The 24,679-nt window shown below is 43.7% G+C and carries 20 protein-coding genes; 11 read left to right on the top strand and 9 right to left on the bottom strand.

What is annotated here, in order from left to right; genetic code table 11:
- Positions 1-43 precede the first annotated feature (43 nt).
- The 6 genes from arnT to ACY3ZI_RS02275 all read right to left on the bottom strand — a co-directional run bounded on the left by arnT (position 44) and on the right by ACY3ZI_RS02275 (position 8,988).
- Positions 44-1,690, bottom strand: a complete 1,647-nt coding sequence (gene arnT, locus ACY3ZI_RS02300; protein WP_036955307.1) for a lipid IV(A) 4-amino-4-deoxy-L-arabinosyltransferase — start codon at positions 1,688-1,690, stop codon at positions 44-46.
- Positions 1,691-2,124: 434 nt separating this feature from the next.
- Positions 2,125-3,399 (bottom strand): bifunctional O-acetylhomoserine aminocarboxypropyltransferase/cysteine synthase, encoded by a 1,275-nt coding sequence (locus ACY3ZI_RS02295; RefSeq protein WP_154599654.1) that lies wholly within the window; start codon positions 3,397-3,399, stop codon positions 2,125-2,127.
- Positions 3,400-3,633: 234 nt separating this feature from the next.
- Positions 3,634-4,893, bottom strand: coding sequence for an aromatic amino acid transport family protein (locus ACY3ZI_RS02290; RefSeq protein ID WP_036955312.1), 1,260 nt, complete (start codon positions 4,891-4,893; stop codon positions 3,634-3,636).
- Between the two features lie 479 nt (positions 4,894-5,372).
- Positions 5,373-6,731 carry an anaerobic C4-dicarboxylate transporter DcuC gene (gene dcuC, locus ACY3ZI_RS02285; RefSeq protein ID WP_036955315.1) on the bottom strand — a complete coding sequence of 453 codons (1,359 nt, stop codon included), beginning with the start codon at positions 6,729-6,731 and terminating at the stop codon, positions 5,373-5,375.
- Between the two features lie 280 nt (positions 6,732-7,011).
- Entirely contained in the window at positions 7,012-7,470 is a 459-nt protein-coding gene (locus tag ACY3ZI_RS02280) for a regulatory protein RecX (RefSeq protein ID WP_036955318.1), read from the bottom strand.
- Positions 7,471-7,539: 69 nt separating this feature from the next.
- The gene (locus ACY3ZI_RS02275; RefSeq protein WP_211887887.1) at positions 7,540-8,988 is read right to left on the bottom strand and encodes a DUF4026 domain-containing protein; all 1,449 of its coding nucleotides are present in this window, start codon (positions 8,986-8,988) and stop codon (positions 7,540-7,542) included.
- Positions 8,989-9,251: 263 nt separating this feature from the next.
- Between ACY3ZI_RS02275 and ACY3ZI_RS02270 the strand changes: the two genes are divergently transcribed.
- From ACY3ZI_RS02270 to ACY3ZI_RS02235, 8 genes are all read left to right on the top strand, one after another.
- Entirely contained in the window at positions 9,252-9,434 is a 183-nt protein-coding gene (locus ACY3ZI_RS02270; RefSeq protein WP_006658236.1) for a hypothetical protein, read from the top strand.
- A 256-nt stretch (positions 9,435-9,690) separates the two neighbouring features.
- Complete coding sequence (locus tag ACY3ZI_RS02265; protein ID WP_487375917.1) at positions 9,691-10,692, top strand: hypothetical protein; 1,002 nt, start codon at positions 9,691-9,693, stop codon at positions 10,690-10,692.
- Positions 10,692-11,837 carry a BamA/TamA family outer membrane protein gene (locus ACY3ZI_RS02260; RefSeq protein WP_211887889.1) on the top strand — a complete coding sequence of 382 codons (1,146 nt, stop codon included), beginning with the start codon at positions 10,692-10,694 and terminating at the stop codon, positions 11,835-11,837. Before ACY3ZI_RS02265 ends, ACY3ZI_RS02260 begins: the two co-directional genes overlap by 1 nt.
- Positions 11,837-12,988, top strand: coding sequence for a DUF4056 domain-containing protein (locus ACY3ZI_RS02255; protein WP_487375916.1), 1,152 nt, complete (start codon positions 11,837-11,839; stop codon positions 12,986-12,988). Before ACY3ZI_RS02260 ends, ACY3ZI_RS02255 begins: the two co-directional genes overlap by 1 nt.
- A gap of 471 nt (positions 12,989-13,459) precedes the next feature.
- Positions 13,460-14,266 carry a protein bax gene (locus ACY3ZI_RS02250; RefSeq protein WP_036955332.1) on the top strand — a complete coding sequence of 269 codons (807 nt, stop codon included), beginning with the start codon at positions 13,460-13,462 and terminating at the stop codon, positions 14,264-14,266.
- Between the two features lie 455 nt (positions 14,267-14,721).
- Complete coding sequence (locus tag ACY3ZI_RS02245) at positions 14,722-16,140, top strand: MBOAT family O-acyltransferase (RefSeq protein WP_487375915.1); 1,419 nt, start codon at positions 14,722-14,724, stop codon at positions 16,138-16,140.
- Positions 16,127-17,311, top strand: a complete 1,185-nt coding sequence (locus ACY3ZI_RS02240) for an SGNH/GDSL hydrolase family protein (RefSeq protein WP_487375914.1) — start codon at positions 16,127-16,129, stop codon at positions 17,309-17,311. Before ACY3ZI_RS02245 ends, ACY3ZI_RS02240 begins: the two co-directional genes overlap by 14 nt.
- Positions 17,262-18,488, top strand: a complete 1,227-nt coding sequence (locus ACY3ZI_RS02235) for an SGNH/GDSL hydrolase family protein (protein WP_211887893.1) — start codon at positions 17,262-17,264, stop codon at positions 18,486-18,488. The genes ACY3ZI_RS02240 and ACY3ZI_RS02235 overlap by 50 nt, the downstream gene beginning before the upstream one ends.
- A gap of 91 nt (positions 18,489-18,579) precedes the next feature.
- On the opposite strand, the gene gntU is transcribed toward ACY3ZI_RS02235, so the two are convergent.
- The 3 genes from gntU to gntR form a co-directional block, all read right to left on the bottom strand.
- Complete coding sequence (gene gntU, locus ACY3ZI_RS02230) at positions 18,580-19,938, bottom strand: gluconate transporter (RefSeq protein ID WP_211887894.1); 1,359 nt, start codon at positions 19,936-19,938, stop codon at positions 18,580-18,582.
- Complete coding sequence (gene gntK / locus ACY3ZI_RS02225) at positions 19,935-20,477, bottom strand: gluconokinase (RefSeq protein WP_211887895.1); 543 nt, start codon at positions 20,475-20,477, stop codon at positions 19,935-19,937. The genes gntU and gntK overlap by 4 nt, the downstream gene beginning before the upstream one ends.
- A 215-nt stretch (positions 20,478-20,692) precedes the next feature.
- Complete coding sequence (gntR, locus tag ACY3ZI_RS02220; protein ID WP_211887896.1) at positions 20,693-21,688, bottom strand: gluconate operon transcriptional repressor GntR; 996 nt, start codon at positions 21,686-21,688, stop codon at positions 20,693-20,695.
- 194 nt (positions 21,689-21,882) lie between these two features.
- Between gntR and ACY3ZI_RS02215 the strand changes: the two genes are divergently transcribed.
- From ACY3ZI_RS02215 to ACY3ZI_RS02205, 3 genes are read left to right on the top strand one after another with little or no spacing between them, the layout of a single operon-like run.
- Positions 21,883-22,914 (top strand): ABC transporter substrate-binding protein, encoded by a 1,032-nt coding sequence (locus ACY3ZI_RS02215; protein ID WP_211887897.1) that lies wholly within the window; start codon positions 21,883-21,885, stop codon positions 22,912-22,914.
- 41 nt (positions 22,915-22,955) lie between these two features.
- Entirely contained in the window at positions 22,956-23,915 is a 960-nt protein-coding gene (locus ACY3ZI_RS02210; RefSeq protein ID WP_487377427.1) for a FecCD family ABC transporter permease, read from the top strand.
- Entirely contained in the window at positions 23,912-24,679 is a 768-nt protein-coding gene (locus ACY3ZI_RS02205) for an ABC transporter ATP-binding protein (RefSeq protein ID WP_487375913.1), read from the top strand. Before ACY3ZI_RS02210 ends, ACY3ZI_RS02205 begins: the two co-directional genes overlap by 4 nt.

The raw sequence follows: 24,679 nt of genomic DNA, 5'->3' as shown, positions 1-24,679 counted from the left end.
TTCGTAGTGCGGCTCTTCTTCAAGCTATTATCAGGCTGTTAATTTACTGACCTTCATAGAAAGCCATCACTAACTTACCTTCTTTAATAATAATTGGCGTACCCGGTAAAGCATCAATGACTTCATTTTGCGAAGCATCAACCACCACCGCAACGTTGCGGTTATTTTGGCTCGCCAACAAGCTTGGTAGCTGCTCTAAACGGTAAAAACGATTTTCCGCATCTGGGTAATTCAGCCCGTAGCCTAGCTCACCCGTTTGATACAGCATGGTAATGTCATCGCGTTTGAGTACCCAAGCCAATGCAGTGCCTAATCCCACATTGTTGGTTAAAAGTACCGCGCGGTTTTGTAGCTGATCTTGGTATTTTGTTAACACGCCTTGCGGGGTGTTATTGCTCTCAATATATTTAGGGATCACATGCCCAATACTGAGGCTGAGTACTAACGTACAGGCGGCTGCCCATGACCAGAATTTGCGGTTAAATGACACTACACCCATCACAGCCCAAAACAGAAATGCCCCTGCGGCAATCCACATTTTGTAGCTTTCATCCCCTTGATATAAATTCATTTTAGGGAAATAAGGTGATGCAATAAATGCCCCTGCCGCCGCGATACCCAACGTGATGTTTATCAGTGCATTCAGGCGAATGGTAGCCACTTTATTCTGAGTTAAAACCTGCTGCAAATAGGATGCCATCAAAATCGCGATGGGTGCGATGCACGGCAGAATATAGGTGAGAAGCTTCCCTTTTGTCACACTAAAAAACAGGAAAGGTAGCGCCGCCCACAATAAGAAATAGAGGTTCATGCCTCTCGCGCGAACTGCGTGTGCAATGGATGAGAAGAGGTAACCTAACCACGGAAGCACCGCCGCCAACAAAATCGGCATATAGAACCAGAACGGAGATTTGTTTTGTGCGTTATCCGCCATAAAACGCTGAATATGCTCAACCCAGAAAAAGTAACTCCAATAATCTGGCTCTAGGCTTGCAATAGTAAGCGCCCACGGTAAGCAAACTAACACGGCAACAAGAATCGAAATTAATGCGTACAGGCAGACGTCTTTGAACTTTTTAAAGTAAATTGCGCTAACGGAACACACTAAAACGGGAAGCACTAAAACTAAAAAGCCTTTTGTCATAACGCCTAAACCGCATGCCACGCCAATCAGAATATAGGCATACAATTTATGAGCGCGTTGTGTCGTGGTTATCCCCCATTGGAAAAAGAAGATAATCATCGTAATAAAGGCGGTCACAATTGGGTCAAGGATGTTATAAGTCCCAATGGTCAAAATCATAAACATGGAAAGATAAATAAGCACCGCATTAAACGCGAGATCTTTATTTTTCCATGCCATCTTTGCACTAAGATAAACAAATAACCCGCTGATAAGGGTGCTAAACACCACACCTAACCGAACCGAGACATTGTTTTCACCAAATAACATTTGGAAGAAAGAACCGACCCAATAACCAAAAATCGGCTTTTCAAAATAGCGGATACCAAGCAGCTCAGGCACGCTCCAATGGCTACTTAATATCAGCTCACGGCTGATTTCTGCATAGCGTAGCTCATCGGGCTGCCATAGCATGCGCCCATTGAGAGGAAGAAAATAGGTTATGAGTACAAAACCGAATAATAGGCACCACTTAAAGTAGGCAACTTTATTATTTGCCATCATCATTTAATCTCAACCATTATTGTCATAAATATTTAATAATTATTATTTGCGCCGAAGCTTCAGGCACTTTTGATTGATAAAATCAGGGTTCTATTATCATTAGTTCGACTAAACCCAGTATAAACCAATAAACATTTTCGTATTTCATACATCCATATGAGATAAACAATCAATAAATGAATCTTTTATTTCAACATTAAGATAACAGGATGAGCTGCTTGTTAAGACTCGATTAAAAAACAATAGTTCAGCGATTTCCATTTATTTTTAACAGAATGAAAAATAAATTAAAAAACGATGCCGCTTGCGAATAGTTATTAATTCTAGGAAGAAGAATAAAACCCAACAGTTAATCACGCAGGTAACAATAAAGGCGGTTATTGCAATATATTCTTCACAATAACCGCCTTTATTTATCGGTAGCTACTTAACAAGATTTACTTGGCTGCATCCAAGGCTTGGATTAAGTCAGCAAGAATGTCATCGATATGTTCAATACCAATGGATAAACGGATCATATCGCGCGATACTCCTGCACGAGCTAGCTCTGCATCATTTAATTGACGATGGGTGGTCGATGCTGGGTGGCAAGCTAATGATTTTGCATCGCCAATATTGACCAAGCGAACAATCAGGTTCAGTGCATCAATAAAACGCGCCCCCGCTTCTTGCCCCCCTTTGATCCCAAAAGACATAATACTAGCAGGTTTACCTTGCATATATTTTTGCGCAAGTGCGTGCTCAGGGTTGCTTGGTAGCCCCGCATATTTTACCCATGCCACTTGCGGATGGTTTTCGAGGAATTGTGCCACTTTCACTGCGTTTTCAGTATGGCGCTCCATTCTTAACGCGAGCGTTTCCAGACCTTGTAAGATCAAGAAGGCGTTAAATGGCGATAATGCTGCTCCCGTTCCACGCAGCGGTGCCACGCGGCAACGCGCAATAAACGCCGCCGCACCGAAGTGCTCTGTATAGCTGACACCGTGATAAGCGATATCCGGCTCAACCAGCAGAGAAAAACGCTCTGCGTGCTCTGCCCATGGGAATTTACCTGAATCAATCACCATTCCGCCGATTGAGGTGCCATGACCACCGATATATTTGGTTAACGAGTGCACCACAATATCCGCACCGTGTTCGAATGGGCGGCATAAATACGGAGTCGCTACGGTATTATCGACAATCAGAGGTACGCCATGGCGATGAGCGACCTCCGCCAGCGCGGCAAGGTCAACAATGAAGCCCGCAGGGTTAGAGATAGATTCGCAGAAAACGGCTTTTGTTTTCTCGTCAATCAGGGCTTCTAGTGCGGCTAAATCATCGTGTTCAGCAAACCGGGTTTCGATACCAAGGCGCGGTAGAGTATGCGCCAGTAAGTTGTACGTACCGCCATACAGTTTTGCCACCGAAACAATGTTATCGCCGACTTGGGCAATGGTTTGAATTGCATAGGTGATAGCTGCCATGCCCGAAGCCACAGCCAGCCCAGCAATTCCCCCTTCAAGGGCAGCAACGCGCTTTTCTAGCACATCGTTGGTCGGGTTCATAATGCGGGTATAGATATTACCTGCAACTTTTAAGTCGAACAGATCTGCGCCATGCTGTGTATCGTCAAATGCATAAGAGGTGGTTTGATAAATAGGCACCGCGACAGACTTGGTTGTAGGGTCTGGAGAATAGCCTGCGTGGATTGATAATGTTTCTAATTTCATTGAGTTATCCTTGTTATACCCGCACTGCCAATTGAATGGGTTCTTGTTTTTATTTCACGGTACTTATTATTTCACGGCAGTCCTTTCCAATATCCCCCAAGTAAATTCCTCGCACAACCATCTAGACTTGAAATAATTTCATCTAAAGTTATTCATAAAATAAATAAGACCGCATTAGAAACAAAAAAACCCATATTGCCGAAGCAATATGGGTTTCGGTACAACTGAATTTAATTACGCGAACGCGCCATAAATCACAGAGGTAATTGATGCTAAGCCGCATAGCAGCGTAAAGATTTGCGCTGGCTTAGAGGTACTAAACGGTTTCATTGCAGGCACGATACGCATCGCCACAACTGGCAGGATAAACAGGATTGCCGCAATCATTGGGGCACCCATGGTTTCAATCATACCTAAGATACTTGGGTTGATAATCGCGACGATCCAAGTGGTGATTACAATGAACAGTAAAGAGATTAACTCAATTTTCTTCACAGAAACTGAAGAGCGCGATTTGACTAATCCAACCAGACCTTCGTGCGCACCTAAGAAGTGACCAAAGTAGCTAGAAACGATAGCTGCGAATGCCACGATAGGACCTAAGTAAGACAGGATTGGTGATGGGTTAATGTTCGCAATGTGGGATAACACGCTGATATTTTCTTTCTTCGCGATTTCTAACTCAGCAGGACTCAGTGACAGAACCACAGAGAATACGAAAAACATCACGAAGCCAGTTAGCATAAATGCTGCGCCGCCAGTGATCATGTCAGTTTTAATCACAGCTTGGTCGCCAAATTGCTGACGTTGGTCTTTTGCAAACTGGCTGATGATTGGGCTGTGATTAAAAGAGAATACGATGATAGGAATCGCCATCCAGACAACAATCGGCATTGCGCTCCAATCTGGTGCGACTTCTAACATCGACGTATTCCACTCAGGGATCAGGTACAGAGACAGTGCTAATAAGATGAAGACTAATGGATAAACCATCATAGAAGTGAGCTTCAGCATTAAGTCACGACCGAATACGACACCTGCGGTCATTGCTGCAATTAACACACCAGACAGCAACCAACGTGGCAGTGGGTCCATACCAATTTGGTTCACTAAGAATGAGTCTACTGTGTTAGTGATACCCACGCCGTAAATTAATACGATTGGGTAAATCGCAAAGAAATAAGCAAAAGTAATGATATTCGCACCTGTTTTACCGAAATGTTCTTCCACAGTATCGGTAATATCAGCATCGTGTTTCTTAGCCGATAAAACAAAACGCGCTAACCCTTTATGAGCTAACCAAATCATTGGCGTTGCAATTAAAGCTAATACAACTAATGGCCAGAAACCACCCGCGCCAGCTTTAATTGGCAGAAAAAGAACACCCGCACCAACGGCGGTACCAAAAAGAGATAATACCCAAGTGAAGTCTTTATAAGTCCACTTACTGGCAGGTTTGTCTGTCGTGTTTACTGCGGTTTTTATTGTGCTCATACCGTCACTTCATCGTTTTAAAATGGATAAAAAAAGATGCGGCGAATTTTGCATTAAATGCGTTAGAGCAACTAGCTTATTTTGATTAATCTTTCTGGCTTTTTGGTGTAGATCTCATATCTGAATTTAAAAAAATGACAATTTGTTAATAATCGCAAATAAATTTTTATCATTTGATTGAAAATACCAAAACACCACATCAAAAAAGCGTAGAGTTTTTTTTCTTTTGAACCTAAGTTTTAACCGAAATAAATATCGATAAAAAAATGGCTAGAATAATTTCTAGCCATCAGACCATTTCCAAACCCATCAGGGTTGGAAATGGCTCTTTTGGGTTGTAGAATTAACAAGGAAAATCAATTCATTGATTTTCGCCTGATAACACAAAGAGGGAAAAACCACGCTTTTGTCCCTCTTTGTCAGCAACATAATGGCTAGAATAATTTCTAGCCATTTTTGTTTGGTAAATACCTATTTTGTTACAAATAGACTGGCACTAAAATCTCGGTAGCAATCACAACAACGATAAGCCCAACTAATACAGGAACCGAGGTTCTTTTCACCACTTCAAACGGTGAAATCTTCGCCATCCCCGATACCGCAACCACCACCCCAGAAACCGGTGATAATGTACGACCTAAGTTAGATGCCTGTAACATTGGAATGACAAGGTAAGCTGGGTTGACGCCCATTTGCTTCGCTAAGTGAGGGATCAATTCAACGAATGCGTAGAATGGTGCGTTACCAGAACCAGTGGTCATCGCCGCTAACATAGTGATCACCACCAGCGCAATCATCATCACAATCGCGCCAGAACCAAAGGATTGCGCTAAGTCGATCAAGCCTTTAATAAAGCCGATGGTGCTTAGACCCTGAGCAAATACGCCAGCTGCCACTAACAGCATCACGACGGTTGCAAACGCATCAGCCATACCTCTATAGCAAACTTCTAAGCCACCATAGACGTGTTTTGCACTGAAGCTACGAATGAACTCAATGATTGCAGCCATAATAATACAGCCAACAATAATAGTGACGATATGTAGCTCAGGCGCCCATTTACCATCAAACACTAATACGCCGATGATTGGAGTAAATGGTAGAATCGCGTAGAAACCTGGTGCGTGGGTTTTAATTTCATTCACATCCAGCATTTCGGTTTTGACGTGCTCTTTTCTATCCAGAAAACGCTGCCAGAAGAAGTGAGCCACTGACATCGCAACAATGGCAGCAATGGAGATAGGCAGTGTGGTTTTGAATGCAAAATCAATCAGAGGCATTTCCGCTGCTTTCGCCGCTAAGATAACGTCTCCAGACGTTGGTGCTAGAATGATAGCGGCTGGTGACGCACAGATAGCCGCCGCTGCGCCACGGCTGATCCCAACGTTAACCATCACAGGGAACAGGGTTGCCATCAATAACACCCCTAAACCTGTTGCCGATGAAACTGCCAGTGACATCAAGCAAGCAACAATATACGCCGCAACCATCAATAAGTATGGGGAGTTGATCATTTTTAATGGCTTGGAGGCAATTTTAACCACCACGTCATTCGCACCGATGTGAGTCATATAAGACGCAAACCCACACAGCACCATGATCATCATACCGAGGTCACCACCTCGGCTCATTAATAAGAACTTGATGTATTCCAGAATATCAGTAACGCGCCATCCCGTTGCTTTCACTGATTCTGGTAAAATGCTTTTACCCATTAACGCAGTAATAATTAGGAGTAAAATACCCCCCGTCATTAATACCCCAGTTGCAGAGTAACCCTTTATTATATAGCGCCCAACTCCAACGGCGACCAATACGCCTATTAAGAGCTCAATCATGTGTTTCTCCTGCCCGTCTCATTTTGTAATTATTGGTGGTACTCTGCCTAAAAAAAAAGCGAAATACACTGATAATGATCATAGTGGACAATATTTTTAATCTAGAAATAGATAAAAACACAAGTCAAAAAAATATTATTTTTTGACTAAGCAAAAGAAATGAAATTCAGGGGCATTAAACATTTAAACTAAAGCCAAATAATAGTAATTTAAGCGATATTAAATGGCGTGATTATCTACATAATGACCATCATAAATAATGTAAGATTAACTGCAAAAATTAGCGCGAGAATAACTCAAATATCATGTCACCAAAAAAACCTCGGTATTGCAGATAACGAATTTGTTTACCCTTCTCTTTAAAGTCAGTTGGGATTTCATCCCCAAATTTTTTACTGCGTACTTCTGCTGCCTTTTCAAACCAGTCGACATCAAGCTCAGCAAAATGGTGTTCGACTAATGTCTCGGCAAATCCTTTTTGCCGCATTTCTTGTTTGATCCGCAAAGGTCCATATCCTTTACGCGAATACCCTTGCAATAGCAGTGATACCACACGGTCATCATCCAAAAAGTGCTGCTCACTCAGTTTATCCAACACCCCTTCAATCAACTGCTCATCGATAATCCCCTCATTTTTTTCATACATACGGCGCTTCATACGGGCAAATAACTCCGCTTTGCCATAATCGCGTCTGGAAAGTAAAAATAGGGCATATTGGTACAGTTCAGGTTGGGTCATTGTCACATTTAACTCATTAAAAAGGGCACTGAATTCAGTGCCCTATTCGCATTAGTCAATCAAGATAGATTAATGCACTTGAGCACCACTAAGAAGTTTATAGATTGTATCAGGAGTATAGCTACCGTCCTGATAATAAATAGTCCAATCCGTGATATGGTCACGCGTTAGCGGATAAACACCGCCCTCTTCCATGGTTTCCACATAGAATGGGTGATTAATTAAACGGCCTTCAAACTGGTCGCCGTTCCATGTCAACGGCTCAAACCACATATGTTCGTGCCCTTCATCACCCTCTTCATCTTGATAACTAATGCCGCATTTAATTAAGAAGCGCCACTCTGATTCTTCCTCTTCTTCCGATTTTCCGAGCAGCTTCGCAAATAGCCCTTTTTTCGGTGCGACTGGCTTTGGACCATAGTTATCGAGCATGTGAGTGAAGTATTCCCAACGTAGTCTGGCTTTGCTGGACATATCCGCCGTTTCTTCATCAGTGCGCATAAACATCATTGCATTTTGGTCTTCAAACCCTTCAAAGAAGCTTTCCAATGTTGGGTTTTCTTGCGTGACACGGAATAACATTACGGATGGATGCTGGTGAGATTCGTCACGGTCGTGCCAATCCCCCATAAAACGCTCAGAGCTCATATCGCCAAACTCGAAGTTCATCTCTTCCAGCGGTTTTAAGTTATCGATCGGTGTGGAAGTTCCTACATGAAGGAGACCTTCTTCAAAAGGTACCGCCACTAAATATTCATAGCCGGTTTGTGTTTGCCCAATGAAAATCGGCTCATTAAAGTCGATTTTTCCGTTGGTAATGCTGTTGTTCACAAAGCTCCAGAACAACTCAGGGATCCCATAATAAGACGCAATCGGGTGTGGAATGATAATTTCCGCTTCCGATAAACCACAACGGGCTAACCCATGAGTATGGAACCAATATTTGGTCGGTGCTGAATCTTCTGAGTTTTCATCATGATCGTAAATGGCATGCACCACATACAAAGAATCAATGCTTGGCATTAAATCGTCGATCAGCTGGAAGTTAAGCCATTCACGGGTAAAGACTTTACCTGCGGCAGAAATATCCAAGCCCAGTAATAAATCAGGCACTAAAATTTGGATAATTTTAAGCTGCTGTAGGTAGCTCACTAAAGGCTTTTCTTGGAATAGGCATTCAACCACCACGGCCTGTGGCGCATTGCTTGCCTGCGTGTAAAGTTCTTGGCTAATAGGATCTGTCGCGAAATACGGGTTGATGGTGTATTCCGGGTCGCTCTCCACAAGCGAAACGTAAAAACGTAACTCTTCTTCGCCACGTTTACAGCTAAAGAAGAAACCGCCGCCTTCTTCATCAGGCAGGTAATCGATTTCCCCTTCAGTAAAGTAGGTTTGCTCTTCCAGACGCTGTTCAAGTTGTAGGGAGGTCAGCTCTGATGCAGGGATGGCCACCATCATCGAGGCTTCTTTCTCCCCGTTTCCAGCAGCAATATCAAGGTATTGTTGTTTATTGTTCACTATTTTGCCCTGTTATTTATTATCTTACTGGAGGATATCAGCTTATATTCGATAAGAATATTGTGATAATTCTTAACCCAATCAGATAGGCGTTTAATCTCTCATATTTAAACTAGGAGCACTAATCATCATTATTTGATGCAACGTAATTCCACTTTTCATCCCGTATTCACTAAGGCACAATGAGAACCAGCATCACCAAGGCTTTTGGTTGGTGAAATAATCCTTTCTTATATAGGTTTTGAAAATAGAGGCTTTACAACATGGCTGATTTATCTGAGAAACAAAAAGAATATATTGATGACCTCGCAATGAAGCGCGTTTTTGATATGAATAATGATGATGTCTTAATTAATGCGCTGGAACAAAAAATTCACAGCATGGAAGCGCATTTAAAAGATTATTTCCATGAGCGTGTTCAGTTTCATCAGAAAAACAGCAAATAATACCCTTCTTCTTCATATTCGTGCTGAGATATCCAAAATTTCAGCACGCTCTTTAGCACTTCAATAGCATCTTCCTAATATCTTAATCACATCCATCATATTGATAATAATACGCATTCATAGGTAGCGAAATATCATTAAAATAGCATCATGAGCCATATTATCAATTGTCATATATGCTAAACTTTTGTCGATAACTGTAAGTTAATTAATTTATTGTTTCCTTCATTCTATTCTACTAATCATTGAGTTCATTATGACACGCATTCATTACAGCGCAGCGCTGCTACTTTCCTCTTGTCTGGCTATCCCTGCCAGTTTTGCCGATAGTGACACTCCACTATTTTCATTAAGCATGAGCGAATCTGGAGTCCCTAAAAATAATAGCGAAGGCGGTGTCACGCGTTCATCAACGACTGAATCCCGTGTATTGCCTATTTGGGGAGATGAAGCACGCGCTCGAGGTTATGACTTACCACAGCCTTTTGGTGCCAGCTATGGCTATATGAATCTGCGTCAGGACATTGTCGTTGATAGCATTGGGTTTAATGCAAGCAAACCATTGGGGCAAGCTTTACTCTCTCAAATATCAGTAGAAACAGGTCATACTCGTGAGAAGAATGAATCACATACATTGAAGCTTGATGCTTGGGTGTTACCTTTCATGAATCTATATGGCGTCTACGGTAAAACCAAAGGTACCTCTAAAACGAACATCACAGGGATTTATATGGGTGATAGTCCTGATCGCATGTGGGATAAAGACATGCCTTTCGTTTTAGATTTTGAAGGTAAAACCTATGGTGGAGGCGTCACATTTGCAGGTGCATATAATCAGTTCTTCGGTACGTTAGATATGAACTATACCCGTACCAACCTCGATATTCTTGATGGTGATATTAGTGCCTTTGTTGTCACACCCCGTATCGGTTATGAATTCGTTTTTGAACCTTTAATTGCCGGTCAAGGAAATACCAAAGTTCAAGTTTGGACAGGTGCTATGTACCAAGATATTACCCAGCGCTTTAAAGGGGATGTCAGTAAGCTTAGCTTGCCAGAAGAACTCGACGATATGATGAATGGTGATTTTAAGCCTTTGATTGGAAATGTAAAATTCGACGTTAAACAACACCTTGCCCATAAATGGAACAATACCGTCGGTGCTCGTGTTGAGTTAACCCGCAACTTTAACGTTCTGACCGAAGTGGGCTTTAATAACCGTAACAGCTTCTTTATTTCAGGCGAGTTCCGTTTTTAATGTTACAACAGAAACACCTGCGTAGGCTGACACTGCTCAGCCTTATCATTGCCTTCTCCTCGCAAGCACAAATCCTTCCTGAACGGGAAAAAATTGATGGTTGGCTCAGCGAGCTTGGGGGCGAAAACAGCTTTGATGAATCCAAAACTATCGACTGGGGCGTCTTACCGGGGCCTTTCTATACTCCTGAAATGGGGTTAGGTGTCGGAACCGCTTTAGTGGGTTTATATCGTCTCGACAAACAAGACACCAAAACCCAGCCCTCTTCGATTGGATTAAGTGGTTTTGCATCATCCACAGGGGCTTTTGGACTCAACTTCACTAACTACAACTTTGTAGATAGCGACCAATGGCGACTATTTGTATCTGGCACCATCAATAATGTACCGACTTATTATTGGGGTAAAGGATACGCAGCGGGTAAAAAAGAGAGCAATAAAGAAAAATACCATTCCCAAGAGTTCAAAATTACCCCAAGGGCTTTATATAAGCTAACCGATGCCACCTATGTGGGACTAGGTTGGAATTTTTCGTCGATCAATGCCAGCGATCCCGATGAAGGCGCAAAAGCTTACTTTTCGCAATCAGTTGGCGGGCGTTCGGTTATCAGTTCAGGCGTCAGCGCCTACTATAGCTATGACACCCGAGACTTTTTACCCAACGCACATCATGGGCAAACACTCGAGGTTATCTATACTTATTTTTCACCAAACCTCGGTAGTGATACCCGTTTTCAAGCGGCCCAGTTGCAGTATGCCTATTACCATGAGCTCACAGAGAAAACCGTCGTAGCCGTTGATAACTATGCCCGCTTTACTACGGGAGATGTACCGTGGAATCAGCTTTCTTTATTAGGTAACAGTAACCGCATGCGGGGTTACTATGAAGGGCGCTATCGGGACAACAATATTTTTACTAGTCAAATCGAGTTACGACATAAATTAGACTGGCGGCACGGGGTTGTTGGCTGGTTAGGCACGGGGACCATGAGCGACTCTCCCTCAGAATTAGGTGCTGGACACTGGCTACCAAGTGCCGGTGTAGGCTATCGTTTTGAATTTAAGCCTAGGATGAATGTGAGACTGGATTTTGGTGTTGGTCGCAACAGTACGGGCGTCTATTTCCAAGTTGGTGAGTCTTTTTAATGTTTAAGCTGCTAATAACTTCATGTTTTTTACTTATGCTCGTCGCCTGCCAAACTCGCGAGGAGCTGAACTTACCTGCGGCGAACCTTCATCTAGATACGATTTCCAACGAGGAAGCATCTCAAGCGTGGTCTGTTCTGCAAGATCTCAAAGCCCCTCAAGGACTTCGAGCCTGCTGTGCTTTTGGCTATGACCTTCAAGCAGAAGTAGCAGGTATTCCCGTTCCTTTCTATACCATCGACAACATAGTGGAAGCCGATAATCTTGGTGAGCACCATTATAATGATAGTTACTTGGGCGCCACCGCAGGTCTAATGGGGATCAGTAACGAAAAAGTGGGGCTTATCTATACCACAGATGGCGGGTTTATTGATATTGCCCATGTTCGAGATACCGCCGACTATACGTTATATCTCTTTAGCCAGATTTACCCAAAACTTGGTGAAGAGTGGACACTAACCCTCAGCGATGAACTCGCGAGCAGACAAATCCATTTTTCCGCCTTTACACCACCTGCGTCCCCCGCAGAGCGCTATACGTTAAGTACTTATCTGGCAGCTAAACTTGCATTTCAGTTAGCTGCTTGGCATGAAATTGCACAATGGTATGGTTATCAATCAGTTCCTGGCTTTTCGGAGGGGATATCTGCCTTCTCTCCCGAAGACTTATATTCCAACTTAGTGGGAGCAAGGCTAGCAAGTTCGCTGATTTTACAAGGTCGTGCTGAGTCACTTGCGATATTCTCGCAATCTCTCGAAGCACTGCTTCCCATTGCACTACATCAACTTGGGGCTCAAGAAAAACCCTTAACTCGCGATGCATTTAACAAAATTGATGGGCTTTGGTGGAATAGTGCGAAGCGTGTTCCAGATAAATTTTTAGTGCTCACACGCGATTATGACACCACCGATAGCCGCTATCCGTTTTTACCTACCCAAGCTGTAGCGACTTTGGGGCTGAAACTCAGTTTGCCGTCGGAATATGCAGGATTCGCATTATCCTCTCTCGCACAGTTTCGCTTAGTACCCACCGATCATATGGCACAACTTCCTATCCCAGAGACATATTGGACAGTTGATGATTTCAAACGGCTCGCGGAGAATGCAAAAATTGAAGATCAGAAACAGCAAACCGTGCCATTGAACGACTAAAAAAGTCGTCGATTAATAGTAATATTTGGCTGAAGCAAAAGGTCAAAAAACGGTATTTTTTTTGTCCTTTTCACACATTGAAAGTCGATTTTGATTCTGTATTTTTAACAACCAATACCACTCATAAAATGCGAAACACCCCATTTTGTTTAAAATTTAGACCACTGATCGGTTATTTTTTAAGCATAATAACCCTACAATACACCTGTTAATTGTTTGAAAATTAATCTAATTTGGCTTAAATCAGATGATTGCAAGATGAAATCAAAAACAAAAATTGATAAATAAAGCATTGAAAATATAAATAACGCAATTATTTCTAATATAAAATCATTAAGTTAAAATAAATCAACACTTAATGACATACTAATACAGAAATTTACCTAATGTGAGTCGGATAAAGGTAGCTCGTGAAAAATTATTCTGCTACCATTCGCTCGATTTTTGTTCAGAGAAACATAGGAGAAGCAAATGCCCTCTCGAACGATGGGGACAAACGCCGTCTTCGCTTTCTTATTTTTACTTTTGTTTTCGGGCCTCAGTTTTGGCTCCACCAGTACCAGTACGATGCTTAAAAAAGACTTCACACTGAAGTCGGCACAAAACTCAAATCAAGCAGAAACACCACTGCCTGATATGCGTAAATACCCGTCTGGTACTCCACGTAAGAAAGCGTTTTTGAAAACGATTGTCCCGGTGATTGAAAAAGTCAATCAACAGATTATGGAAGAGCGTAACTGGCTGCTTTCCGTGCGCACGAACACCAAATGGAGCGCCCAAGAGCTACGTCGCCTAACCCAGATCTGCGATAGTTATGGCATCAGTTGCAGCAACCCAAAACGTATTAATTGGGATAAGCTGTTAAGTCGTGTAGACATCATGCCAACGCATTTAGTTGCGACACAAGCGGCTACAGAGTCTGGTTGGGGTACTTCTCAGCTTGCTCTACAAAACGGAAATTTATTTGGTATGCGCTGTGGTAGCGGTTGCCAAGTTAGCAAAGGAAAGATCAAAGGCTACTCAGCTTACGCTTCTGTTGAAGCAACAGTGACTGCCTATATGAAGAATATGAATACCCATAACGCGTATGAGTCTTTACGTCACTCGCGTGCTAAACAGCGTCAATCACAAGATGAGTTAGACTCCGTCAAGCTGATTAACGATATGAAAGGGTACTCAGAGTTAGGTTCATCATATAACCGCTATTTGAAAGAGATGTACGCGAGCAACGAAGAATTGATTACACAAGCTCAACAAAGAGCAGCGACTCGCAGCTAATTTTAGTATCTACACACCAGGTACACAGTATAAAAATCCACTTTTTCGAAAGTGGATTTTTTTTGCACTTTTTCTCATCTACTCGAAATATGACAACCCACCCCGCCCCAGCTATACTTCTTAGACTCTGAATCTTGAATCTTGAATCTTGAATCTTGAACTTTGAATCTTACATAACTTATTTCCCTTATCCCCTATTTACTCTAAATAATTCGGGTTTTAGGTAGGCGGCAAGAGAAGATATCCCTAGGAGCATACATAAGTATGTGACTAGGGTAGCTGAGCGCAGCCAACACCCCTAAAATTCGAAGTATAACGAGTAAACATAAGTATGTGACTAGGATGGCGATACAATGACAACACCGCGACAGCGCGAAATATGACGAAATTCTGATTGCAAGCCGAGGAAGAATAAATATCATGGTCACCCATAACAAATAACACCTGAGTCTAATATGAATTTCTTCTCATTTGAGTTTCTTGGCTCTTTTTTAGTTTTTTTTCTTATTTATTGGGGCTGCCAACCCAGCTCTAAATTACAGAATGGGCTGCTCATTACGGCAAGTTATTTCTTTGTTTACTCGTTTAGCCCTGACTTTGCCTATATTCTGTTTGGCTACACGTTATTTATCTATTTGCTCACCAACTGGGCAACGGTTTGGTTATCTAACCGATGGGTATATTCGTTATTAGCTATCGGGATCATTGGCTGCTTTACTGCGTTTAAATATTATTCTTTTTTCCAGGAAACTATTCAGCAAACCCTCGATAAGTTTGGATTTAGCGTTGGACTGCCTGTACTGGAACTGTTGGCACCATTGGGGCTCTCTTTCTACGCCTTCCATTCCGTCAGCTATACCGTTTCTGTATGCCGCAAAGAAATTGAAAAAGCCGACTTTTTTGACGTCGTATTATATTTGGCTTTTTTCCCAAGTATCGTTGCGGGTCCAATTAACCGTGCGAAAAACTTTTTACCGCAAATCCAAGCTGAAAGCCGTGTTATTCTCGACTCTCGCCGCGCCATTTTGTTAATTAGCTTAGCACTGGTAAAACTGTTTCTATTCAGCTCTTACCTCGCTGAAAACTACGTTAATCCGGTATTTGATGCTCCCGCAGGCTTTAGTGCAGGGGAAATATTAATTGCCACCTACGCTTACGCGTGGAATATTTATTTTAACTTCTCCGGTTATACCAACTTAGTGACGGGGATTGCATTACTATTAGGCTTTAGAGTGCCACTTAACTTTAATGCCCCATATTTAGCCACCAACTTACAAGATTTCTGGAAACGTTGGCATATCAGTTTATCGACCTTCATCATGGATTATATCTATATTCCATTGGGCGGTAGTCGCAAAGGATTTGTGCGCAAAAATATCAACGTACTAACCGCAATGTTAATTTCAGGTCTGTGGCATGGTGCGGCAATGACGTTTGTTATTTGGGGCGCCATTCATGGCTTAGGAACGGTAATTTTTAATATTAAAACTGAGCTAATGAAAAAACTGGGGAGAACCCAGTTAATTCCCAACGCCCACGTTTCAAAATTACTTGCACGAATTCTGACTTTCCATTTTGTCTGCTTTGCATGGATCTTTTTCCGTAGCCCATCGTTTGATGATGCGCTGGTAATGCTCAATCAATTTATTGAGCCTGGATTTATCGCCTCAATTAGCGCGAACCTCGGCTTGCTGATTGCATTCTGGGTACTATTCCTCGCCTACCCGTATTTCGTTCAAGGCTACCAGTATGTTGCCAAGAAATATCAAGATATCGCTTGGTACTATTACCCAATCCCATTAGCCATCGTGTTGACGATTATGTTTATGCTTTCACCTTCGGGAATGCCAGGATTTATCTATGCTAACTTCTGAGTTTAAAAATAACCTGAAAAAAACCGGACAAGTGGTGCTGATTGTCATCATCACAGGCTTGCTACTGATTTGGTTAAACCAAAGCTCCTTAGAGCGATTCTGGCAGCAAAAGTATCACCAAGATACTCCATGGGCGAAAATCAGCGGAAACCCCGTCTGGGATTACGGGAGCGCGTTACATGATGGCGTCCAAGAAGCAGGTGCAACTTTTGCCTATCACGCATCTGGACAAAAAGCCGCTGAAGATAAACTTGCCGCCCAAATGGCCGCTAACCACGAAACGTTAGTTTTCCCACAAGATTTCCGTGTCGGGCTACACTTTGTTAATGGTTATATTCATCCTGCAGAGAGCTTATCGGTCACGTTCCCTGAGTTATTAAAGCGCCCTCAAGCTCGCGCTAAAATTCCGGGCCGAACCTTTGCGGGAGTGACTATTGCACAGCCTGAAGGACCTGTCGTTCAAAAACAGATAGCTAATATTGCTGCGGGGGATCAAGTCTTGTTTGCTGGGGACTCCATGATGCAGGGTGTCGCTCCCCATGTTAAAAACATGCTGTTGAAAAAGTATAATATTGAGAGTATTAACTTAAGTAAGCAGAGTACCGGTCTCGCATACCCTAAATTCTTTAACTGGCCAGATACCATTGCCAAAGCATTGAACGATAACCCGAATATTAAAGTTTTAGTGGTCTTTTTAGGTCCTAATGACCCGTGGGATATGCCACCACAATCGGGCTATAAGTATGTGAAATTCAAGAGCGAAGAGTGGGAGCAAACCTATCGTTCGCGTATCAGTGAAATTCTCTCCACCGCACGCCAACATCATGTCGATGTGATTTGGGTGGGTCCACCGAATATGCGTAAAAACACCCTCTCCGATGGGATGAAGTTCCTACGCGGTCTCTACCAAACCGAAGTTGCGAAGTATGGCGAAATGTACATTTCTGCCAATGACGTCTTTAAATATAAAAATGACGACTATTCCGACTATATTGGGGATGGTAGCAATGCTATAAAATTGCGCAGTGGTGATGGGATCCATTTCAGTGGTAAAGGGCAACAAATGATTGCCGAAAGCGTATTTTCACTGATCCATTTCGAAGAGGAAGACAAGGAACCTCATGAAACTGAACAACCAGAATCAGGTCAAAAGCAAGCTACTCACAGCTAGTGTTATTACCCTGCTGTCATTAGGCTTAGTCTCTTGTCAAACCCCTGATACTAAACGCGGCAAAACGTCGCAAACTCAGTGGCAAGCGCCTACAGAGCAAGAGCAGTTAGTCAATAACGGTGAACCCAATTTAAGTCAATTGGCGTCTAAACTGCGCCAAGGTGGTCAACAAGTCCATATCGTTCAGATAGGGGATTCACACACGGCCGCAGATTTTTTCACTGGTGAATTAAGAGCATTGTTCCAACAACGTTATGGAGATGCAGGTCCTGGTTTTGTACCGCCAATTTCGGTACCGGGTCAACGCACCGCCACCATTAATCGCGTCAGTGATAAGTCAGATTGGTCACTTTCCAGTAGCCGCAAAGACGAGCGTTTTGACTACCCGTTAGGTGGATTGATAGCGGAGCCACAAGGTAGCAAGAGCAATGTGTTATTAAAACCGTTGCAGCCTGTCCAAAATAGTTATCGCTTACAAGCACTGTACCAAAGCTCGAATGGTGCCCAGATGCAGGTTTCGCCATCCTCATCTTCGACAGTTGCCTTACCTGCCACGGGAAATAGCTGGCAATTCTCTGCACCAGTGAGCACGCAATTGCCATCAACCGTGTCAGTTGGAACGACAAGTAATCTCAAGGTGGGTGGATGGTTAGTCCGTTCGAATAAACCCGGTGTGATGTTATCTGCTATCGGTTTGAACGGTGCGACCATCAACATGCTGGATAAATGGCAACCACAGTGGAGTGCCACGCTGGCTCAAATGTCGCCGGATATGGTGATTTTAGCTTTCGGTACCAACGAAGCATTTAATGACACCCTGAATTTGGCAGCTTACGAACAAAACCTACGGGATAAAATTCGCCAAATTCGCCAGCAGTCGCCTAATGCAGTGATTATGCTAGTGGGGCCAAGCGACTCAATTAAATTCAGTAATGCGGCGGGTTGTAGCGCACAGATGCCGGTGAATTTGATGGATGTTATTCGTATTCAGAAAAACATTGCCGCTCAGGAACATACGCTGTTTTGGGATTGGCAAGCTAACATGGGCGGGCCTTGTTCTATCCGCGCATGGGCATCACAAGGTTTAGCCCGTCCTGATAATGTGCATTTCTCTGCAGATGGTTATAAGAAAAGCGCACAAGCACTGTATAGCCAGTTTAATCAGATGCTGAAATAAACCTATTTCGTTATCTTCACATACAAAAAAGTCAGCTTACCGAAGTAAGCTGACTTTTGTTTTTTACAGCAGAGATAGAGAGAAATCAGTTTTACAGGAAGGTAAAGAAAATCATCCCAACAATCGCACCTGTCGTTCCTAAAATCGTTTCCATGATAGTCCACGTTTTTAAGGTTTGAGCTTCAGTTGCACCTGTAAATTTACCGAATAACCAGAAACCGGAGTCATTCACATGGCTCAGAATTAATGAACCACCAGAGATACAAATCGCTAATGCAGCCAGTTGTGCGCCAGAGTAACCTAGCTCACCGATAACAGGCAGGACTAAACCAACAGTCGTTAGACAAGCAACAGTCGCAGAACCTTGGATAACACGCACCGCACCCGCTAAGACGAAACACGCGACAGCAATCGGTAAACCTGCACCAATCAGTGAATCACCTAATGCCGGACCTACACCTGAGTCCACCAGTACTTGTTTGAATACACCACCCGCACCAGTCACTAACAGGATGATACCCGCAGGTTGAATTGCTGCGGAACAGACCGCCATCACACGCTCTTTATCCATGCCGTAGCGGAAGCCTAAGCCGTAGATTGCCAGCAAGCATGCCAGTAATAATGCCGTAAATGGGTGACCAATAAATTCTAACCAGTTTTCTAGATTCGAGCCTTTTTCCACAAAGTGAGTCCCGATGGTTTTTAAACCAACCAGCAGTAATGGGAACAACACGAGGCTTAAGCTGAAGCCAAAGCTTGGCATTTTGCCGTTAGAGCTTTGTGGTGCTTGGTAGTCAGCAGGAATATCAATATGAACAAACTTACTGATAAAGCTACCAAACAGTGGACCCGCTAAAATCATGCTTGGGATAGCCGCACACAGACCAATTAAAATCATCCAGCCGTAGTCTGCGCCCATTTGTGACGCCACCAGCATGGGTGTTGGCCCCGGTAACAGGAAGGCTGCCGCTGCTGCCACACCGGCAAACAGAGGAATAGCTAAGCGTACCACGTTGTGACCCGTACGGTTTGCTACCGCAAATACCACGCCGATTAATAACACGATAGCCACGTCAAAGAATAATGGCAGTGCGCAGATTAAACCGGCGATCCCCACCGCATAGTGCGCGCGCTTTTCACCGAAAAGATCTAATAGCTTATGAGCGACCTGATCCAAAGCGCCCGTTTCATGCAGGATTTTACCGAACATGGCACCTAAAGCGACGACGATAGCAAGGAATCCAAGGGTTCCCGCCATCCCTTTTTGCATGGTTGCAGTGATATCTTGGACTGGCATACCAGAAAATAGACCCGCGCCAATCGACACAATCATTAACGCTACAAAAGCGTGTAAACGCGCGTACATCACTAAAAATAGCAATAACACCACCGAGCCAACGGCAGTCAGTACCAGTGTTAAGGTACTTAATGTTTCTACTGGTGCGTTCATGCTTTATCTCCCGTCATGATTTGACGAATGGTTGCACAGGTATTGTCGATAACCTCATTGAGCGCGGGACGGATATCAACCGCATAAGCGTCGACTTCTTGGGTATCGGGTTCTTGCAGTGTATCGAACTGTGATTTCAACATTTCTGGTTTAAAGAAATGACCACGACGCGCTCTTAAACGCTCTTCAATCACTGCAGCATCGCCTTTCAGATAGATAAAATAGAGATTTTTATTATCTTCACGAAGAATATCGCGATAGCTCTTTTTCAATGCAGAGCACACAACCAGAGAAACCTGATTGGTTCTTTGCATTGCAAAAATGGCACCGTTCAGCGCTTCTAACCACGGACGACGATCATCATCATTCAGTGCATGTCCAGATGCCATTTTCATAATATTGGATTTCGGGTGCAAAAAGTCCCCGTCTAAAAAGGCAGCTTGTAACTGCTGAGCAACGCCACTCGCCACTGCGGATTTGCCGCTACCCGATACCCCCATTAAGACAAATGTGTAGTTTTGATTTTGGGTATCACTCATAGGAAACTCCTCGGGTGTTGAAAAGAGGTTATTTAATTCTAGATTTGAAATTTAATTTAGGTTGTTATTCCGGTACCCTGGTGGGATGTTACCGGTAACAGGTTACGGGTAACATTATTGCTAGTGGATATTTATTTAGCAATTAGATAGGTGAAGAAAACAGCGGAATTGTGATGGTAATCGCAATAATGTTTTGCTGACTCGATGCAACCTTATTAGATACTTTCACCAGTTAGTAACTTAAAACCAACATCGAATTTTTTCTGTGCTAATTTTTCACCGCGCATCCTGGCCAGCAGGACTTCTGCCGCCTTGCGCCCCATAAGGTCACGGGGGGTTAAGATACTGGCTAATTTCGGGGTCATCACCTGTCCCACATCGTGTCCGTGGAAGCCTGAAATCGCCAAATCGTTGGGGACATTGATCCCTAAGCGCTGGCATTCAAAAATCGCACCAATGGCTAAGTCATCGTTGGTACAAAATAGCCCATCGGTATCAGGATATTTTACACGGCATTCTTGAAGTAATTGTGCACCAAGAGAATAAGAGGAGCTCTCTTGAGTCATTAAATTACGTGGAGTCAGTTTGGCGTCGAGCATGGCTTTTTCATAACCTTCCAAACGGATGATTGTCCGTTCATCTTGCCTCGCCCCTAAATAGACGACTTTTTTGCAGCCACGGTCGATCATCGCCTGCGTCATTTGTCGAGATGCTTCAAAGTTATCAATGCCTACCGCTGCATCAAAACAAGGAGAAATACTATCCATAATTTCGACGACAGGGATCCCCGCCGTTTTTAACATGCGCAGGGTGCGCTCGGTATGGGTACGTTCCGCTAAAATCACGCCATCGATATTGTAAGAAAGTAACGAAGTTAGGCGCTCTTCCTCTTTTTCTGCACGATAACCATAGTGCGCCAACATGGTTTGATAACCATGTTTGTCGGTGACGGCTTCAATACCGCGGATCACTTCGGCAAAAACTTGGTTAGTTAATGATGGCAATAGAACGCCGATAGCGTGGCTTGTGGCATTCGACAAAATATCAGGCGCTTTGTTTGGGATATAGCCTAATTCCTCCACTGCATTGGCAATTTTCCCGCGCAAGGATTCTGAAACTTGCTCAGGATTACGCAGAAAACGGCTCACCGTCATTTTTGTGATACCGACTCGGTCGGCTACATCTTGCAAAGAAGGTCTTTTATTCTTCATATATCCCAGATTATCTATAAAACGCCGTTATATTTCGCTATGTTCTGCGATCTGCCAGTGGATATCAATCCTTGATATTGCTTTAAATCACAGAAACATCGACTTTTCAGTGCTATCTCGTTTTTACTGTTGACTCTGTTGCCTGACTTCGCTAATTTTCGCGCTATATAAATATAAGTATAACGATATTGATTATGGCAATGAATAGAAGACATTTTATCCAATCCTGCGCTGTCCTTGCGGCATTCTACAGTTTACCTGCATTTAGTCGCAGCCCTGTCGCAGAGGCATTATTCGGTACTTTACCTGCAAGCGGTAACATTCAAAAAGTGATCACGGCAGGTCCGCCCGCAGACTTACTGGTATTTGCCCTCGCCCCAGAAAAAATGGTGGGTTTTGCCTCGATTAACTTGAAAAAAGGGAACAGTGAATTATTTTCGCCACAGTGGATGAATTTACCCGTTTACGGTCGTCTTGCGGGACGAGGTAGCACGTTATCCCTTGAACAATTATTGGCTTATCACCCTGATTTGATCCTCGATACTGGCAATATCGATGAAACCTACCGTTCTCAAGCGGAAAAAGTCGCCAAACAAACGGGGATCCCGTATTTGCTGATGGACGGTAAGCTGATTGATGCTCCTCAACAACTGCGTCAACTTGGTCGTCTATTGAATGTTAATCAGCAAGCTGAAAAACTGAGTATGGTAGCAGAACGCTATCTTAGCAATGCGCAGCAATTTGCACTGACTCAGCAACAAAAACCCCTTAGTTTTTACCTTGCCAGAGGTGCAAAAGGGCTACAAACCGGCACAAAAGGCTCCATTCACACTGAAGCCATCGAAATGCTCGGTTTTCGTAATGTAGTAGACATCGATGGATTCCACGGTTTGACCGATGTTTCCATGGAACAGCTGTACCAGTGGGAGCCCGATATCATCATCACCCAATATGATGAATCTGTTGAATTAATCACTCGCTCACCATTATGGGCAGGACTCAAAGCCATCTCATCGAATAACCTGTTCGTATTCAGTGGGATGCCATTCGGTTGGTTAGATGGTCCACCAGGGATCAACCGTTTACTGGGCATGAGACGCTTACAAAGTCACTTTGATAAAGCGGTTGAAGAGACTATGACTCACGATCTAAGACAATTTTTTGAGCTGTTCTACCATTCATCGCTCACTCAAGAGCAGGTCGACTTGCTAATGGAAAGGTCATGATGGCGAGCTGGCTCAATACCAAAACTAAGCCATTATTATTGATGGCTATTTTGCTACTCTGTTTTCTGATGGCATTAACCAGTGGTAAATACTCACTAACCTTGGAAGAGCTCTATCGCCTGTTTACTCAATCACCTGTGGATGACCCTCGCAGCAACACGGTATTTTGGCAAATTCGCTTTCCACGCGTCTTAGCCGCTATCTTAATCGGTGGCGGGCTGGCGATAGCGGGGGCGGCTTATCAAGGCATGTTTCGCAACCCGCTGGTTTCCCCCGATATTTTAGGGGTTTCGGCGGGAGCGGGCGTGGGAGCGGTCTTGGGGATATTTCTCGGGCAATCTCTGGTTTCCATCCAGCTGTTTGCCTTTGTGGGTGGGCTTATCACTGTGGCCGTGGTGTATCTGATTGCTCGTCTCGCCCGCCAGCATGACCCTATTTTGTCCCTAGTGCTGGTTGGGGTCGCCGTCAGTGCAATTTGTGGCTCAGCTATCTCATTAATGAAAATTTTGGCTGACCCCTACACGCAGCTTCCCTCTATCACCTTTTGGCTGCTGGGGGGTTTGTCGTCCATTACTCAGCAAGATTTATGGTCAGTGCTGCCCATTATGATCGTGGGTTTCGTACCATTATTGATGCTGCGTTGGCGCATGAATTTGCTAAGTTTATCCGATGAAGAAGCCAAAAGTTTAGGCGTAAATGTCACACTCAATCGCACCATTTTGATTGTTAGCGCAACCCTGATTACCGCCAGCACCGTGTCGATAGCTGGCATTATTGGCTGGGTAGGGCTAATTGTTCCCCATATTACGCGAATGATAGTGGGTGCTAACTTCCGCTATCAGCTCCCTGCAGCAATGGCTATCGGCGCTATTTTACTGCTGATCACCGATACGCTAGCTCGCACCATTGCGGCCATTGAACTACCGCTCGGGATCTTAACCTCCGCAGTGGGCGCGCCCTTTTTCTTAGCCATTTTGCTACAAACAAGGCAGGTTAAATGAGTATTTTAACCCTAGACAATGTGGCGATTGGCTACCACCACCAAGCCATTATTGAAGGCATTAACCTGCATTTACCTGAAGGTGAGATGACCTGCTTGCTGGGTGCGAATGGGTGCGGAAAAACCACCTTAATGAAAACCTTATTAGGGTTACTTCCTGCCATTGATGGGGATATACGCTTGCAAGGGCAATCCATCAGCCGGCTGAAACAGCGAGATATCGCGAAAGTGATTGCTTACGTACCCCAAGCTCACGATACGCCCTTTACGTTTTCGGTGGTCGATATGGTGATGATGGGACTCACGCCCTATCTCTCTGCGTTTAGCGTACCGGGGGAAAAAGAGAAAGTCAGTGCTATGGAGCAATTGACCCAATTTGGCATTGCTCACCTTGCAGAGCGCTTGTATAGCACCCTCAGCGGAGGGGAAAAACAGCTGGTTTTAATTGCCAGAGCTTTAGTCCAAAAACCCAAGTTATTGATTATGGATGAACCCGCCGCCAGCCTTGATTTTGGCAATCAGATTCGGCTGTTACAGCATATCGAAACACTGAAGCAGCATGGGATCACGGTGTTGATGTCCACCCATCACCCCCAACATGCCGCTGCCATTGCCGACCATGTGATTTTATTAAACAAACAACAGCAGGCACGGCAAGGCTCGACTCAAAGTATGTTAACGCTCACTAACTTGGCAGAGCTCTATAATATCGATGCACCGAGTATTACGGCGCATTTTCAGCTTCCACTCAATTTTACTTGTTAA

The sequence above is a fragment of the Providencia sp. LY12 genome (assembly GCF_057621555.1).
Note: the sequence above shows the minus strand (reverse complement) of the source record. Positions and strands in the feature narration are given on the sequence as shown.